Here is a 14,518-nt window from a genome sequence, read left to right on the forward strand (position 1 = left end):
GAGTATACCTGCAAGAATTAAAAAAAATAATCATGTACAACGAACAACTGGTAAACCGGATAAGAGAAACATTGATGCATGAGAATAATGTGGTTGAGAAAAAAATGTTCCAGGGATTAAGCTTTATGGTAGATGATAAACTATGCATCGGAGTTCGTAATGAGGAGATCTTATGCAGGATTGATCCTCAACAAGCAGAGCTGGAGCTGGAAAAAGAGTATTGCCGCCCGATGATTCATGGGAAAAGGGTAGCAAAAGGGTATATTTTTGTGAGTAAAGAAGGATATCACAAAAACAAAGATTTTCAATACTATATAGACCTCTGTCTTGCTTATAATAAAGTGGTTCAAAAGGCAAAAAAGAAATGAGGAGCCCTTCTTTTCATTAGATTTTTTTCAAGGATCGGAAAATAAAACACTACAGGAACTGTATCAGCAATCTATGGGATGAATTTGACTGCCTTGAATATAATAATAGGTATCTTATAAAATTAATTCCGCTGATATTCGTAATACTTACTTATTTTTAGGCTATTAATTAAAAATTATGAAAACCGGAACTCGTTTTTATATTGTATTATTTCTAGGGCTGATTTCCAGTTCTTTATCTGCACAGACAGATGCTCAGCTGAAAAATGAAATTGCCCGGATAGAATCAGGTTTATTACCTGCCGTGAGATTTGAGGGAGAATCTGCATGGAAACTGGAAGACCGAATGAAGTTTTATAATATTCCAGCCGTCAGTATAGCAGTGATCAGAAATTACCAGGTGATATGGACCAAAGCATATGGACTCGCAGATGTGGAAAATAAAACTCCAGCTACCACCGCTACCTTATTTCAGGTTGCTTCTATGAGTAAACCTGTAACGGCTTATGCTGCATTAAAGGAGGTAGAAGAAGGAAAAATAGATCCCGATGCTGATGTGAACAGATATCTGAAATCCTGGAAAATTCCTGAGAATGAGTGGACAAAACAGAAGCCGGTAACGCTTAAGAATATTCTTAGCCATACAGCCGGTTTCACCGTACATGGATTCCCCGGATACGAGGCAGGAAAACCTCTTCCTACAGTGATTCAGGTGTTGAACGGAGAAAAGCCTGCCAATACTGATGCTGTGAAGGTGGATAAGCTTCCCGGAAAATCTTTTCGTTACTCTGGCGGTGGATATACTGTGTTGCAGGAAATACTTACAGATATTGAAGGAAAGGATTTTGCAACTTTGATGAAGGAAAAAATCCTGATGCCTCTCGGAATGAAGAACAGCAGCTTCACTCAGCCTTTGCCAGAATCTCAATCCGTAATTGCCGCAACAGCATATTTAGAAAACGGAACTAAAGTCCAGGGCAGATATCATATCTATCCTGAACAGGCCGCCGCCGGTTTATGGTCCACAGCAGAAGACTATGCCCGTTTTGTGGTCGATATCCAGAATACGTTGAATGGTAAAAGTAATACCATTATTTCCAAAAAGATGGCGGAAGCATTTACCACTCCTTACATTGAAACTTTTGAGGGATTAGGTGTTATGCTGGAGACCTATGGCAATCAGGTATATTTCTCCCACGGTGGCTGGAATGAAGGTTTTTCCAGCCTTTTTACGGCGAGTAAAACAAGTGGGGATGGAATTGTAGTATTAACCAATACCAACAAACCTCAGTTTATCAATGAGGTTATACGTTCTGTGGCAACTGAATATCAGTGGCCGGAATTTATGGCTCCCACTCTTAAAATTTTACCTTTAAAACAAGAGGATTTCAGCAATGCTGATCGATATAAATTCAATAAGTATGGTGTTTACAGGGTATATCAGGAAAAGGGAAAACTGATGATGAAGATGAATATGGAAACACCGATTGAACTTCTTAAAATCGGGGAAAATAACTATGCGTTAAGAAACTGGAATTTTAAAATAAGTTTTAGGACTAACCCAAAGACAGGAAAACGTGAATTGATGGAAACACTCCTGAATAAAACCATCCGTTCGGAAAACCCACAATGGGCGAAAGATGAGAAAGGACCATTGGAATTGATTAGCGAAGGATATTTTGAAAAAGGTCTGGAAGCTTATAAAAAAGCAAAAAAAGAAGATGCGGATAATGAAATGCTTTCCGAAGACTATATTAACAGTCTCGGTTATACCTTACTTCGCGAAAAGAAATATACCAATGCAATAGATTTTTTCCGTGTCAATACCCAATTGTATCCCCAAAGTGCAAATACTTACGACAGTCTTGGGGAAGCCTACCTTGAAGCAGGACAAAAAGATAAAGCTTTGGAAAATTACCGGAAAGTGCTGAAAATCAATCCGGAGAATGAAAATGCAATTAAGATTTTAAAAACAACAAAATAAAAGTTTTTAATTAGCGCCCCTGAATTCCAGGGGCGTTCATTTTGCCGTTCCTATTTCACGGTTTAATCAATGAGTATTTTTCTTTATTGTGGCTCATAGTTTCATTTAATAACTATCACGAAGCATTTTTTATCAATTGATAAATAAATCCTAAGGCTTAACCTGTAGTTTTGTACAAAAAAAATGTCAGGAGAAACAGATTTAAAAATATTGCTGCAACATATGGAACCGGTGCTGAATTCAGGGGAATATGTTTTTTGCAAAGTAGGTCACTTACATGAGATTCCGGATATAGAAAAACTTGTATTTTTCTTTCGTGAAAAAGAAGCCATAACCGTTGTTCTGGAAAAGCCGGTCGCTGAAAAATGGAATTTGGAATACAATTATGTTTCTTCATGGATCACTTTGAGTATTCATTCCTCACTTGAAGCCGTAGGGCTTACGGCTGCATTCGCTAACGCACTCAAGCACGAAGGCATTAGCTGCAATGTGGTGGCAGCTTATTTTCATGATCATATTTTTGTTGCAAAAGATGATGCAGAAAAAGCAATGGAAGCTTTGAAAGCGATGAAGGTTGGGAACACCGTATGATTTTTCAGATAGAATAATGGATTATTGGATTGTTTATAAATGGGTCTGATAATAAATAGCAGAGCTTAACCTTGGCAAGGTATAATGGTTAGTTAAAAAGTTCCCTAAATCCAAGCGGAGTGGTATTCGTCATTTTCTTAAAGAATTTGCTAAAAGACTGTGGGTGCTCAAATCCTAATTCATAAGCAATCTCACTTACGGTGCTGCCTGTTGTGCTGAGTTTTTCCTTTGCTTTTTCGGTTAGCTTCTGATGAATGAACTGTTGGGTGCTTTGTCCGGTAAGGTTTTGGAGTAATGTTCTCAGATATCCTGTAGAAATACCGAGCTCTCCGGAAATATAATGAACACTTGGGATGCCATTATTTATGATCATTTCACTGTTGAAATATTGGTTGAGTAGGATTTCTAACCGTTCAAGGATTTCATGATGTGCCTTATCACGGGTAATGAATTGGCGCTGGTAAAATCGGTTTGAATAATTAAAAAGCGTTTCCAGTAATGAAACCATGATATCACTGCTGAACTTATCTGTATTAGTATTGTATTCCTTTCGGATATTATCTATCAGAAGCTGAAGGATCTGCTCTTCATCTTCAGAAAGAAAAAGGGCTTCATGCAGGGAATAATCGAAAAATTCATATTGGGTTATAGTTTTAGCCAGGGGTTTATTCCATAAAAAATCAGGGTGGATCATCAGCATCCAGCCTTCAGCGGGACGTGGCTGGTTGTCCATTTCAATCCGGAGTACCTGGTTCGGAGCCATAAAAAATAATATGCCTTCATCAAAATCATAGTCTTGCTGTCCATATTTGTATTTATGGTTCATATTTCTTTTTACTGAAAGGGAGTAAAAATCAAATACCAGGCTTTCACTTCCTTTATCGGGTTTTTGCATATCTCTAAAATCAATGATGCTGATCAGCGGATGTTTAGGCTTTGGTAAGCCACGCAAAGCATGAAACTGTGAAATCGTTTTGATCCTTATGGGTTCTTTTGCCGACATAATCTTTTAGGTATAAAAAGAGAAGAATATGTAAATAGCTTTCACATACTCTTCCCTGATGTGGTATAGTAAATTTACAATTTATTGGGCAGGAAAATAAATTTCTCCGTGTAAATCCGATAGCAAATCGATTTCATTTGGCTCCCAATTTAATATTTCCCGTGTTGCAGCGCTTGAAGCAAGGTCATTAAATTCTGCAAAATGGGCAAACCAGGTAAAGTGATCTGCTACCTCACCTGCTGAAATGGAACGTGCTGGTATACCCAGTTTTGTACCTATCGTTTCGGCGATCTTTTTAAATTCGATGCCTTCTTCTGCAACTCCGTGGTAGCGTATTCCGTTAATCGAATGGTTTTCTACGGCCAGTCGGAAGAGTTTGGCCGCATCTTTACGGTGTACAGCAGGCCAGAAATTCTTACCGCTGTCAATGTATGCAGAAAAACCTTTTGCTTTTGCTATCCCAATCAACGAAGGAATAAAGCCAATTTTATCTCCCAGGTCATGTACCACAGGGGGAAGACGGACAACGGATACCTGAACTCCTTTAGCAGCTACTTTGTCTGCTGCATGTTCTGTAATAATCCTTGGGATGCTATTACCTTCCGGCATATCTTTTTCCGTAATCATACCTTGTTTTTTAAGCACACCGATTCCTGAAGTAATAACAAATGGCTTTTGTGTTCCTTCCAGTACAGAGCCGATCGTTTCAATGACCTTTCCGTCCAGGATACACATTTCTTTAAATTTGCTGAAATCATGGATAAATCCAAGATGAATTACTGCATCAGCTTTTTCAACTGCTTCTATCAATGTCTCCGGTTGACTGAGATCTCCGTAATATACTTCTACACCGGACTTCCTTAGTTTTTCGGCGGATTCCTCAGAACGGGCTAATCCTATAACCTGATGTCCGCCGGATTGTAATTCTTTTACTGTTGCAGAGCCTATAAATCCTGTAGCTCCTGTTACAAATACTTTCATTTCCTGTTTGTTTTTAACACTACAAAGTTGGAAAGAACAGGATTTCTCTACGTAGCCAAAACACACTTTGTTGTAGCCGGAAAATTGATTTACATAAAATATTTAATTATATAAAAACACTCTTCAGTACATATCTGAAGAGCGTTGTAAAGCTATGATACTCGTTTTTATTAAAATTCGAGTTCTACGGTATGTATTGCTTTTTTCTTCCAGCTTTTTCCAAGAGAAGCACTTAATGGAATCAGGCTATATTCAGCTTCAGCCCCTGCATTAGTAGATGTTTCTATCACGAAACTGATCTTGATAGTAAAGCCTTTGGAAACTATATCTTTTACAGTAACCTTTGACATTTCATCATAAGCCTTTCTTATTGCATTTGCGAGAGCTGTTTTAAATGTTCCAGTCTGGATAAGGGATTCCTTTGGAACCAAATTAAATTGGTAAGAAATTTCTGTACTTTGTGCTTTATTCCAGGATCGTCCAATACTGAAGATTAAAATCTTCAGGCCAGTACTTGTTTCTCCTGATGTTTCGCTTTCGAAAGTAACTGCTACATTTTTAGGCTGCTTAAAATTTTTCATCGTTTCTACTTCATGTAGGGCTTCTGTAACTTGTTTGAGTACATTGTCAAGAGGTGCTGTTTTTTGTGCGTGTACCACTACGGAAAATAAAAGAAGTGTTGCAAAGATAAATGCTTTCATAATTGTAAGTTTTTGGTTGTTAGTTAATAGTAAATTTATCCTAAAACCAAAACCAGGGCAATAACACTTTTGGGTGATTTACACAATGACAGTATGTTTATTTCTAGTAGATTAAGCAGATTTAAAAAGACCTATATTTCAACTTTGAAGTAAATTCCTAACCGACCTAGGAAGCTGTAGCGTAAAGAAAATGTATTCTGTGAACGTAAAAAAATTCTACTGTCCGAAGCGCGACAACAATACCGAATCGAATAACTTATTCTGAATTCGCGCAAGTTTTGGAATTTTTAGAGAACAGAATACATTTTTAGCGGAAGATTTCAGTCTTGAATTTTTGTTTCTTTTGTTTCAAGACAAAAGAATATAACAATCGGTTTATCCAACCCCAATTTATGAGGCATTTCGCAGATTAAAAAAATCTTCAATTAAACGATTCCCTAAATGCAATAGGCGTTACCTTCACCATTTTCTTAAAAAACTTACTAAAAGATTGCGGATGCTCAAATCCAAGCTCATAAGCAATTTCACTGATTGATAATTGTGTGGTTGACAGTTTTTCCTTTGCAAGATTGCTGAGTTTCTGATGAATATATTGTTGGGTATTCTGTCCGGTTAGCGAACGTAAAAGATCACTCAGGTAACTGGGGGAAATACTCAGTTTTTCTGCTAGGGAATGAACTGTGGGAATTCCATGTTCCAATAGGCTTGAATCATTGAATGATTGATCAAGAACTTCTTCAAATTTTTCAAGTATACTGTGGTTCACTGCTTTTCGGGTAATAAACTGTCGCTTATAAAACCGGTTGCTGTAGCTTAGCAGAAGCTCTATTTGTGCAATCATTACATCCTGGCTGAAATCATCGATCCGGTTATTGAGTTCTTCTTCAATGATTTTAAAAACCGATAAAATGGTTTCCTTTTCTTTTTCCGAGAGAAGTAAAGCTTCGTTGGCAGCGTAGGAAAAGAAGCCATATTCCTTTATTTTTTTTACCAGAGGATAAGACAATATAAAATCGGGATGAAAAAGCAGGATAAAGCCAGAATTCGTTTGATCATTCGGGCTTTCAAATATCTGGTTGGGGGCCGTGAATACCAGTCCGCCTTCCCGGAAATCATAATAATTTTGTCCGTACCGGGCCTGGCTGCATAGATCTGTTTTACAGGCGATCTTATAAAAATTCAACATCATGGTTGGGGAAAGTTCATCCGGATTGATTCGGATGTCTCTGATATTGATAAAACTTACCAAAGGATGTACGGGCTTGGGAAGCCCGAACACCTTATGCAAGTCATATAAAGATTCAAATTTTTGTGGAATGTTTTTATCCATTTTATATAATTGTATCTGATCAGAAATTCTTTTACAATTTACAAATAAATTGCGTTAAAGAACCGACTCTTCTATTATCAGTTTAATCTTTTAATGTTCTTAGTTTTGCCAGATCTTCATCTTTTCTGTCGCCATGAACCTGAATGGTAGCCAGTGCTGTTTCTATCTGCCTAAATTCATCTTCAGTAAGGACAATATCAGAAGATTCTATATTCTCGCGGATCCTTTTTAAATTTCTTGAACCCGGAATCGGTACGATAAAATCATTTTTATGGAGCATCCACGCCAGGGAGATCTGCGCGGGAGTTGCTTCTTTCATGGTGGCAAACCCATTTAAGAGATCCAGTAGAGGCTGATTTGCGAGAATGTTATCTTTTTGAAAGCGGGTGATTACTCTACGGGCATCAATTCCGGTAAATGATGTATCTGCGTTTACATGACCGGACAGAAATCCATTAGCCAGAGGCGAGAAGGCTACAAAACCGATTCCCAGTTCTCCGCAGGTCGGGATCACATTTTTTTCAAACTGCCGGGCCATAATAGAGTATTCACTTTGAATCGCGGTAATGGGTGTTACGGCATGTGCTTTCCTGATCTCTTCTTCTGTGGCTTGTGATTGGCCCCAGCCCAGTATTTTTCCTTCCCTGATCAGCTTACCCATACACCAGGCTATATCTTCTACAGGAATATCTTTGTTTACACGGTGCTGATAATAAAGTTCGATGTGGTCTGTTTTCAATCTTTTTAATGAGCCTTCTATTTTGTTTCGGATCAATCCCATTAGTTTTTCTGCGGAATAATTTTCTATACTATCCTGTATCCAGAATTTAGAGGCAATGCTCACCTCATTCCTGAAACCGGCTAAAGCTTCACCCAGTAATTCTTCATTAGCTCCCATGGCGTAGGCTTCTGCAGTGTCAAAAAAAGTACAGCCCAGATCATAGGTATTGTGAAGTAACTCTATGGATTCTTTCCGTTCTGGTACTGATCCGTACCCCTGGCTGAGTCCCATACTGCCATAACCGATACTCGATACTTCGAGAGTTCTCAATTTTCTTGATTTCATTGTATTCTTATTTAAAGTTGATGTCGCAAAGTTCAGCTTATAGCATAAGGTTCATGTAGCCTGATTGAGGGATCACGTAGCCAGATTGCGGAAAATCGGCAGAAATGCATTTCATGGAAATAAACGGTAAGGAAGAAGCTTTTTTAAGTGAGGTAAATGTCTGATTAACCTCTGAAATTGTCCGTTTGAGATACTTTGTAAGTGTTCCGCCTTTTTGTGCGCTTTATGTTTGCACCATAATCATACAAAAATAAACAACAATGAAAGCATTCAGAACCATTTCAGCAGCAAGTATTTTATGTGTAACGCTATTTTCAGTAGCAACTGTTTCATGCAGTGAAGAAAGTGAGATCATCACCCAGGAAGTCCAGATGGTGAACCACCGCAACGCCAAAACAAAATTTATAAAAGTAAAGGGGAATGACATCGCTTATCGTACCTGGGGAAAAGAAGGAGGGATACCGTTGGTATTATTACCGGGATTGGGAGGCTCCATGGACGACTGGGATCCGGCAGTCACAGACGGGTTGGCTCAGAAATATAAGATCATTATATTCGATAACCAGGGCGTGGCTTCTTCCCAGGGAACAACCCCAAATACCGTGCAGGGGATGGCCGATGATGCCATTGCTTTTATCAAGGCACTCAACCTGACGAAAGTAAATATTATGGGCTTTTCGATGGGAGGATTTGTGGCACAAAGAGTGGTTTTAACGCAACCTACACTCATCAATAAAGTTATTTTAACAGGTACCGGACCTAAAGGTGCAATCGGATTATCCAATTTGCCGAATATCATTGCCGGAACTGCAGGATTAAGTCCTGAAGAATCTTTCCTGAAATTTGGATTTACCCAATCTGCAGCGAGTATTGCGGCAGGAAAGCTATCTTATGAGAGGATTCAGCTTCGTACAACGGATCGGGATCCTGCATTAAGCGACGCAACTTCCAATGCTCAGTTTACGGCTGTTCTGAGTTGGGCGCAACCTGATGCCAACGCTCTTGAAGAAATAAAAATGATCAAAAATAAGGTGCTTATCGTTCACGGGGAAAATGACCTTCCCGTATCGGTTCAGAATGCACAGAATATGAAACAAAATTTGGAGCATGCGGAACTCGTGATTTTTCCGGATTCAGGACATGCGTCTTTCTTTCAGAATCATGATGCGTTTGTGGCGAAGGCTGTGGCGTTTTTGAGTGAGTAGTTTTTGTTTTTAATTGAGAGCCCTACCGATAACGGAGGCTCTCTTCTTTTACCTTAAGGCCGGTTTCTTGTTAAGATACAAAGTTATTTTACAAGCTTTTCATAAACTTAAATTTGTTTGCATTTGATTAGCATAAATTTTATTTAATAATTACACATTGCATTTAAAATATTTTCACCAACTGAGTCAGGAATTACATAATTCATTTCGACTAAAAATTCTTTTGTTTTAAAGTTATTTAGGTATTTCCCTTCTTTATTATAAATTGTTACCTGAATTATTCCAAGTTGTTTTTCTGAACAATCAAATTTATATAATAAAATTTGATAGCCTTCAGTTGTTTTTTTACTTCCCATTTTGTTATCGGGATAGTATTCTATTTTATTGGATGTTTGTTTTATCCATGCAGTATTATCGTTGTTCGGCTTAAGATGGTAAATTGTACCATCATCCGTTGCTGTTACATATTTCCATTCTTGTGCAAATAAATTGGCTCCAATAAATAAAGGGAGTAGAATTAAAGATCTTTTCATATTTGTGTAAAAATTTATTAGAAATTGTTTAAATAAAATCTGATAATTTTAAAAATATGGAATTAATCATTATCGTAAAAATATTTAGCTTTAAAATTGAGCCTTAATGTCTTGTTTCATAGCGTTTTGAACGATATTTACTGTTTGTTATAATAATATTAATCCAATTTTCAATATTGATAAATTTATTTAGGTGAATCTTTTGCTCAATATGGAAAACCAAGATTCTATAGGATAACATACCACCCTAAAGAAGAATTATATAAAAAAATAAAAAGAGGTCCATTAGTAATGGAAACCTCTTTATTATCTAACTTCTAACTTCTAATTTCCACCCTAATCCATCTCAATAAACAGCTCTTCATTAGATCTTCTTACTTTTTTCAGGTTTACCAGCCAGTCATTCTCTTCATCCCTGTATCCCAATGCTAAAAGAACCGTACTTTTTAATCCCTGTTCACGAAGATTAAGAATCTCATCATACGCTTCACTGTCGAATCCTTCCAGAGGAGTGGCATCTACTTTCAGATCGGCTGCAGCAAGAAGGCCAAATCCTAATGCGAGGTAAGCCTGATGGGCAGCGCCTACAAAATGCTGGTCTTTACTTCTTTTTTCCAGAATGCCAAGAAGCTTTAAACGGTAGTCATCGGTGGCACTGGAAGGCAGGTTGCGTTCTTTATTACTAAATTCGAAAAAGGTGTTTACTCTTTCCGGAGTGTACTCATCCCATGCTGCAAAAACCAGCAAGTGAGAAGCCTGAAGAATCTGTTTTTGTTCCCATGATACGGGATATAACTTTTCTTTTAATTCCTGATTGGTGATCACCAAAACCTTAAAAGGCTGTAGACCGGAACTTGAAGGCGACATTCGAATCGCTTCCAGGATCTGGTCGACCTTTTCATTTTCTACTGTTTTACCATTATAGCTTTTAGTGGCAAATCTCCATTGTAATGTTTCTTGTAATGACATAATGTTGAGTGTTTTTTATTAAAAATTGTTGAGGTTTTTATCTCATTTTGATGGAACAAAGTTAGGGCGTTTTGGTTTCCAAAACACACCTGTTACCCATTGGTAACCAGTTACAAAAAAGTAACCAGGTGACTTTTAATACAAATAATTCCGTAATTTTAAAGTCTAATTTTCGGGGTATGAAAAAAGATAAAATTGAGATCTCAATAAAATGCCAAAATCACATCCGTGGCGTACGTGATACCATGTATCTGCTGGATGGGAAATGGAAAACGCTCATCATAAGCCATTTGTACTATATAGGAAAAATGCGGTTTATGGATCTGAAAAGGCAGGTAGAAGGGATCGCATCAAAGACCCTTTCCAAGGAATTAAAAGAACTGGAAATGAATAACCTGATCAAAAGAACCCAGAATAATACCATGCCCGTTTCCGTAGATTATGAACTGACCTGTTTTGGAGAAAGTCTCCATACAATCATTGATACGATGGGTGAGTGGGGGATGAAGTATAGGAAGGATTTATTGCAGAAGGGAAGTGAGGTGGTTGCAGAAGTGATCGACTGATGCAAGCAACCTTGAAATTACGATAAGACGGGAGATCTTAAATAAAAAATCTAATTTTGTATGGTATTGTGACCTGAAAAAGGCAATAGTTTAATAAAAAAATGCAGTCTAATGGGCTTAAAAATACTTTCAATTGTTTGGGGCGTAAAGGATCTTGATCGAGCCATTACATTTTGGTGTAAGGCATTAAATTATGAACTGAAACGAGATCCCGATGTTGATTTTGCAATTTTAGTACCCAAGGATGGTATAGGTATGCAATTGTCGTTGAAACTAACCAGTTCCGACGAACCAAAAAGGCATCATATTGATTTAATAACAGAAAATCAGGAGGAAGAGGTAAAACGTTTGCTTAACATTGGCGCTAGTCAAGTTGAAGGTTGGAATTATGAACCGAATGCTGACTATGTCGTATTGCTTGATCCTGAAGGAAATTCTTTTTGTGTCGTTCAGGCATCATAATACCTATTTTAGTCACCAAATCTAATTTGCTCACTTTGATGAGAATTAAAATCTACTATAAAGATATTATTAGCCTGTGCAAAGTCTGTGTCTTTAAGCTGAAATCTACACAACTATATATTCCTTTCTTCTCTATTGTTTTATAATGTTATTCTAATTCGAAGCGATATGTATTTAAATATCTGTCTTTAATCAGCGTATCAATTTTTCCAACTATTTTACCACCAATCTTTTGATAAAAACCATCAGCATATGGATCAGCATACAACTCCATATAGCTATATCCTAATTGAAGCGCTTCTGATTTTGCATTTTTATAGAGATGGATTTCTATACAGAAAATTGGTTGACCAGGCTATAAGGCAGTTTATACGTTAGTATTATAAGATTCTGTCAATTCCCCTTACTTTATAATATCATAGTTTAAAAGATTGTTCGTCTTTTTTATTGCTTCTTTGTTATTTTGCTCCATAATTCTGTAAAACTCGGAACGGGATACTTCTTTACCGTCAATATGAAAATTTTGTATATTAAGAGCTCGTGGGTCGCCTTCATCATGCATTTGTACAGAAGGTTTATCATGAAAATTCTTAATAGCGTTTTTCAAGTCCTTTTCAGAAATCTGTAATAGATCTGACTTGAAATAATAAGGAATTTCACTAATGTCAAAACGATGCAAAGATTGTATTCCAATTAGATTAAATGAAATACTTCGTTGATCATCTTCTGCTTTTATGATCAAGCCTGGTAATCCTTGAAATAAGTAAGGTCCATCCTGTACCGGAATGTCAGTAGTAAACCATACCGTCCATTTTCTTTTATATAAAGTAGTGGTTGCTCGCTGGACAGAATATCCTAGAATATTCTTTTTCTCAGGAAAAACTTGCCAATCTAATTTTTTATGCAAACTCACGTTGTAATCAACAAGGCAGCTTGTATAGAAATTCATATCAAAACTGGGATATTTTTTTACGACTACATCTAAAAAACCTATTTTTTGATAAGGAAAATCTCCCATAGGAGTCTCTTTATTTTTTATTAAAGAATCAAGTACTAAAACTTGAGCTGCATAAAATTTAGATCCTTCCTTTCCGATATCCAGATTCAAAATCTCTTTTTCTTTATTTTCAAGATGCGTTGAATCCTTTGCAAAAACATACTCATATACAAAACGTTTGTTTTGTGATTTAATAAATAAAGAAACAAATAAAAAGAAAAATACTACTTTATACATAACTGAAAGTGGGCGGATTATAATTTAGTTAATATATTGTTTTTTTTAAAATTAAATAGGATGTAAATACGAATAATTTAAAGTTTAATCAAAATATTGGGATGTATTTTTTCATAATTAATTAATAACGGCTTATATATGTATTGAGTTGCATGATGAAGGTGTTTAATGAAAGTTAATATATTATTTAAACTTGTTAACGGTTTGTTAAAAGATACTCTCTGTTTTTTATGGAATTTTGCCCCAATAAAAAATGTAGCATGAACCTTTTCAAAACTTCCCTTTTTATTCTTCTTTCTTTCACCGGTATTAGCGGGCAAGCACAGAAACATTCGCCACAAAAAAAAGTAGTTTTTATTATTGTAGATGGTATCGCTGAAGATATGCTGGACAAATCTGAAATTCCCAATCTTAAAAAGATCAAAAAAGACGGTGCACTGCTGAAAGCGTATGTAGGAGGAGAAAAAGGAGGGTACAGTGAAACACCAACGATTTCAGCAGTAGGATACAATAGTTTGCTGACAGGAACCTGGGTGAATAAGCATCATGTTTTTGATAACGATATTAAAGATCCTAATTATAGCTATCCAACCATTTTCAGGCTTTTTAAAGATCAGTATCCCGGCAAAAAGACAGCTGTATTTTCAACCTGGGAAGACAACCGCACGAAACTGATCGGTGAAGGTCTGGCGGCTACAGGAAAAATAAAAATGGATTTTTCTTATGATGGGTTGGAAAAGGATACATTGAAATTTCCACACGACAAACAAAGCGGATATATCCGTAAGATCGATAGCCTGGTGGCAGGAAAAGCAGCAAGCTATATTAAAGAAAATGCCCCTGATTTGTCTTGGGTATACCTGGAATTTTCTGATGATATGGGACATCGCCACGGAGATGGAGATATTTTGTATAAGGCAATCTCCTTCGAGGACAGGCTGATCGGAAAAATATATGATGTCGTAAAAGAGCGTGAGGCAAAGCATGGAGAGGATTGGTTATTCATCGTTACAACGGATCATGGAAGATCTGCCAGTAACGGAAAAGGGCATGGCGGGCAAAGTGATAGAGAACGGGATACCTGGATTGCAATCAATAAACCCAATATTAACGCATATGCCAAAAATAATCGTGTTGCCATTACAGATATCCTCCCTACGATGACAGATTTTCTCAGTATAAAAGTACCTGAGAATGTTCAACAGGAAATAGACGGAATCGATTTGATCAAAAACAGAGCAGTAAGCCAGCTGAATGCCTCTTTGTTATCTGACAGAACATTGGAAGTAACGTGGAAAGTAGTAACACCCACGAAGGAATCTGCGGAGGTGTATGTGACCACTACCAATAATTTCAAAACCGGTGGTAAAGACTATTACCAGTTGTTGGGACAGGCAGATCTGAGCAGCGGTAAGTTTATCTCAAAACAAAGACTCGATCATTCCAATATCTACAAGATTGTTCTGAAAACCAAAGAAGGCTTTCTGAATACGTGGATCACTCAACAAAATAAATAAGGAATCTA

The 14,518-nt window shown here is 37.0% G+C and carries 15 protein-coding genes; 7 read left to right on the plus strand and 8 right to left on the minus strand.

All coding sequences use genetic code 11. The features are described from left to right. Window positions 1-32: 32 nt before the first annotated feature. The 3 genes from ACNFU2_RS00805 (at window position 33) to ACNFU2_RS00815 (ending at window position 2,943) form a co-directional block, all read left to right on the plus strand. Window positions 33-368 carry a TfoX/Sxy family protein gene (locus ACNFU2_RS00805; RefSeq protein ID WP_273647620.1) on the plus strand — a complete coding sequence of 112 codons (336 nt, stop codon included), beginning with the start codon at window positions 33-35 and terminating at the stop codon, window positions 366-368. A gap of 178 nt (window positions 369-546) precedes the next feature. Beyond that, a complete protein-coding gene (locus ACNFU2_RS00810) occupies window positions 547-2,352 on the plus strand; it encodes a serine hydrolase (RefSeq protein ID WP_306611638.1) in 1,806 nt (601 codons plus the stop codon). 183 nt (window positions 2,353-2,535) lie between these two features. Continuing rightward, window positions 2,536-2,943: an ACT domain-containing protein gene (locus tag ACNFU2_RS00815; protein WP_306611640.1), complete on the plus strand. Its 408-nt coding sequence runs from the start codon at window positions 2,536-2,538 to the stop codon at window positions 2,941-2,943. A gap of 88 nt (window positions 2,944-3,031) precedes the next feature. Here ACNFU2_RS00815 and ACNFU2_RS00820 read toward each other — a convergent pair whose 3' ends face one another. From ACNFU2_RS00820 to ACNFU2_RS00840, 5 genes are all read right to left on the minus strand, one after another. Then, window positions 3,032-3,946, minus strand: a complete 915-nt coding sequence (locus tag ACNFU2_RS00820; protein ID WP_172277982.1) for a helix-turn-helix domain-containing protein — start codon at window positions 3,944-3,946, stop codon at window positions 3,032-3,034. An 81-nt stretch (window positions 3,947-4,027) separates the two neighbouring features. After that, complete coding sequence (locus ACNFU2_RS00825) at window positions 4,028-4,927, minus strand: SDR family oxidoreductase (RefSeq protein ID WP_306611642.1); 900 nt, start codon at window positions 4,925-4,927, stop codon at window positions 4,028-4,030. 170 nt (window positions 4,928-5,097) lie between these two features. Then, on the minus strand, window positions 5,098-5,628 hold the full coding sequence (locus tag ACNFU2_RS00830; RefSeq protein WP_273647624.1) for a hypothetical protein: 531 nt from the start codon (window positions 5,626-5,628) through the stop codon (window positions 5,098-5,100). Between the two features lie 421 nt (window positions 5,629-6,049). After that, window positions 6,050-6,958 carry a helix-turn-helix domain-containing protein gene (locus ACNFU2_RS00835; protein ID WP_306611645.1) on the minus strand — a complete coding sequence of 303 codons (909 nt, stop codon included), beginning with the start codon at window positions 6,956-6,958 and terminating at the stop codon, window positions 6,050-6,052. 82 nt (window positions 6,959-7,040) lie between these two features. Continuing rightward, complete coding sequence (locus ACNFU2_RS00840; RefSeq protein WP_273647626.1) at window positions 7,041-8,024, minus strand: aldo/keto reductase; 984 nt, start codon at window positions 8,022-8,024, stop codon at window positions 7,041-7,043. 260 nt (window positions 8,025-8,284) lie between these two features. Between ACNFU2_RS00840 and ACNFU2_RS00845 the strand changes: the two genes are divergently transcribed. Beyond that, the gene (locus ACNFU2_RS00845; protein ID WP_306611647.1) at window positions 8,285-9,229 is read left to right on the plus strand and encodes an alpha/beta fold hydrolase; all 945 of its coding nucleotides are present in this window, start codon (window positions 8,285-8,287) and stop codon (window positions 9,227-9,229) included. A gap of 143 nt (window positions 9,230-9,372) precedes the next feature. Here the strand turns inward: ACNFU2_RS00845 and ACNFU2_RS00850 are convergent, their stop codons facing one another. Then, window positions 9,373-9,762, minus strand: a complete 390-nt coding sequence (locus ACNFU2_RS00850) for a surface-adhesin E family protein (protein WP_306611649.1) — start codon at window positions 9,760-9,762, stop codon at window positions 9,373-9,375. 336 nt (window positions 9,763-10,098) lie between these two features. After that, complete coding sequence (locus ACNFU2_RS00855; protein WP_306611651.1) at window positions 10,099-10,731, minus strand: NAD(P)H-dependent oxidoreductase; 633 nt, start codon at window positions 10,729-10,731, stop codon at window positions 10,099-10,101. Window positions 10,732-10,910: 179 nt separating this feature from the next. Between ACNFU2_RS00855 and ACNFU2_RS00860 the strand changes: the two genes are divergently transcribed. After that, window positions 10,911-11,297 carry a winged helix-turn-helix transcriptional regulator gene (locus ACNFU2_RS00860; protein ID WP_306611653.1) on the plus strand — a complete coding sequence of 129 codons (387 nt, stop codon included), beginning with the start codon at window positions 10,911-10,913 and terminating at the stop codon, window positions 11,295-11,297. A 111-nt stretch (window positions 11,298-11,408) separates the two neighbouring features. Continuing rightward, window positions 11,409-11,759, plus strand: a complete 351-nt coding sequence (locus ACNFU2_RS00865) for a VOC family protein (RefSeq protein WP_418123283.1) — start codon at window positions 11,409-11,411, stop codon at window positions 11,757-11,759. Window positions 11,760-12,162: 403 nt separating this feature from the next. On the opposite strand, the gene ACNFU2_RS00870 is transcribed toward ACNFU2_RS00865, so the two are convergent. Next, window positions 12,163-12,993 (minus strand): GLPGLI family protein, encoded by an 831-nt coding sequence (locus tag ACNFU2_RS00870; RefSeq protein ID WP_345989294.1) that lies wholly within the window; start codon window positions 12,991-12,993, stop codon window positions 12,163-12,165. A gap of 260 nt (window positions 12,994-13,253) precedes the next feature. Between ACNFU2_RS00870 and ACNFU2_RS00875 the strand changes: the two genes are divergently transcribed. After that, the gene (locus ACNFU2_RS00875; RefSeq protein WP_418123286.1) at window positions 13,254-14,510 is read left to right on the plus strand and encodes an alkaline phosphatase family protein; all 1,257 of its coding nucleotides are present in this window, start codon (window positions 13,254-13,256) and stop codon (window positions 14,508-14,510) included. The last annotated feature ends 8 nt before the right edge of the window (window positions 14,511-14,518 follow it).

Origin of the sequence: Chryseobacterium sp. PTM-20240506 (assembly GCF_048296755.1) — a bacterium.
Classification (GTDB): Bacteria; Bacteroidota; Bacteroidia; order Flavobacteriales; family Weeksellaceae; genus Chryseobacterium; species Chryseobacterium proteolyticum.

Coding starts and splice junctions, on each gene's coding strand:
- ACNFU2_RS00835 (WP_306611645.1), bottom strand. CDS start 6,958: ATGGATAAAAACATTCCACAAAAATTTGAATCTTTATATGACTTGCAT.
- ACNFU2_RS00845 (WP_306611647.1), top strand. CDS start 8,285: ATGAAAGCATTCAGAACCATTTCAGCAGCAAGTATTTTATGTGTAACG.
- ACNFU2_RS00820 (WP_172277982.1), bottom strand. CDS start 3,946: ATGTCGGCAAAAGAACCCATAAGGATCAAAACGATTTCACAGTTTCAT.
- ACNFU2_RS00860 (WP_306611653.1), top strand. CDS start 10,911: ATGAAAAAAGATAAAATTGAGATCTCAATAAAATGCCAAAATCACATC.
- ACNFU2_RS00840 (WP_273647626.1), bottom strand. CDS start 8,024: ATGAAATCAAGAAAATTGAGAACTCTCGAAGTATCGAGTATCGGTTAT.
- ACNFU2_RS00815 (WP_306611640.1), top strand. CDS start 2,536: ATGTCAGGAGAAACAGATTTAAAAATATTGCTGCAACATATGGAACCG.
- ACNFU2_RS00865 (WP_418123283.1), top strand. CDS start 11,409: ATGGGCTTAAAAATACTTTCAATTGTTTGGGGCGTAAAGGATCTTGAT.
- ACNFU2_RS00805 (WP_273647620.1), top strand. CDS start 33: ATGTACAACGAACAACTGGTAAACCGGATAAGAGAAACATTGATGCAT.
- ACNFU2_RS00830 (WP_273647624.1), bottom strand. CDS start 5,628: ATGAAAGCATTTATCTTTGCAACACTTCTTTTATTTTCCGTAGTGGTA.
- ACNFU2_RS00825 (WP_306611642.1), bottom strand. CDS start 4,927: ATGAAAGTATTTGTAACAGGAGCTACAGGATTTATAGGCTCTGCAACA.
- ACNFU2_RS00850 (WP_306611649.1), bottom strand. CDS start 9,762: ATGAAAAGATCTTTAATTCTACTCCCTTTATTTATTGGAGCCAATTTA.
- ACNFU2_RS00855 (WP_306611651.1), bottom strand. CDS start 10,731: ATGTCATTACAAGAAACATTACAATGGAGATTTGCCACTAAAAGCTAT.
- ACNFU2_RS00810 (WP_306611638.1), top strand. CDS start 547: ATGAAAACCGGAACTCGTTTTTATATTGTATTATTTCTAGGGCTGATT.
- ACNFU2_RS00875 (WP_418123286.1), top strand. CDS start 13,254: ATGAACCTTTTCAAAACTTCCCTTTTTATTCTTCTTTCTTTCACCGGT.
- ACNFU2_RS00870 (WP_345989294.1), bottom strand. CDS start 12,993: ATGTATAAAGTAGTATTTTTCTTTTTATTTGTTTCTTTATTTATTAAA.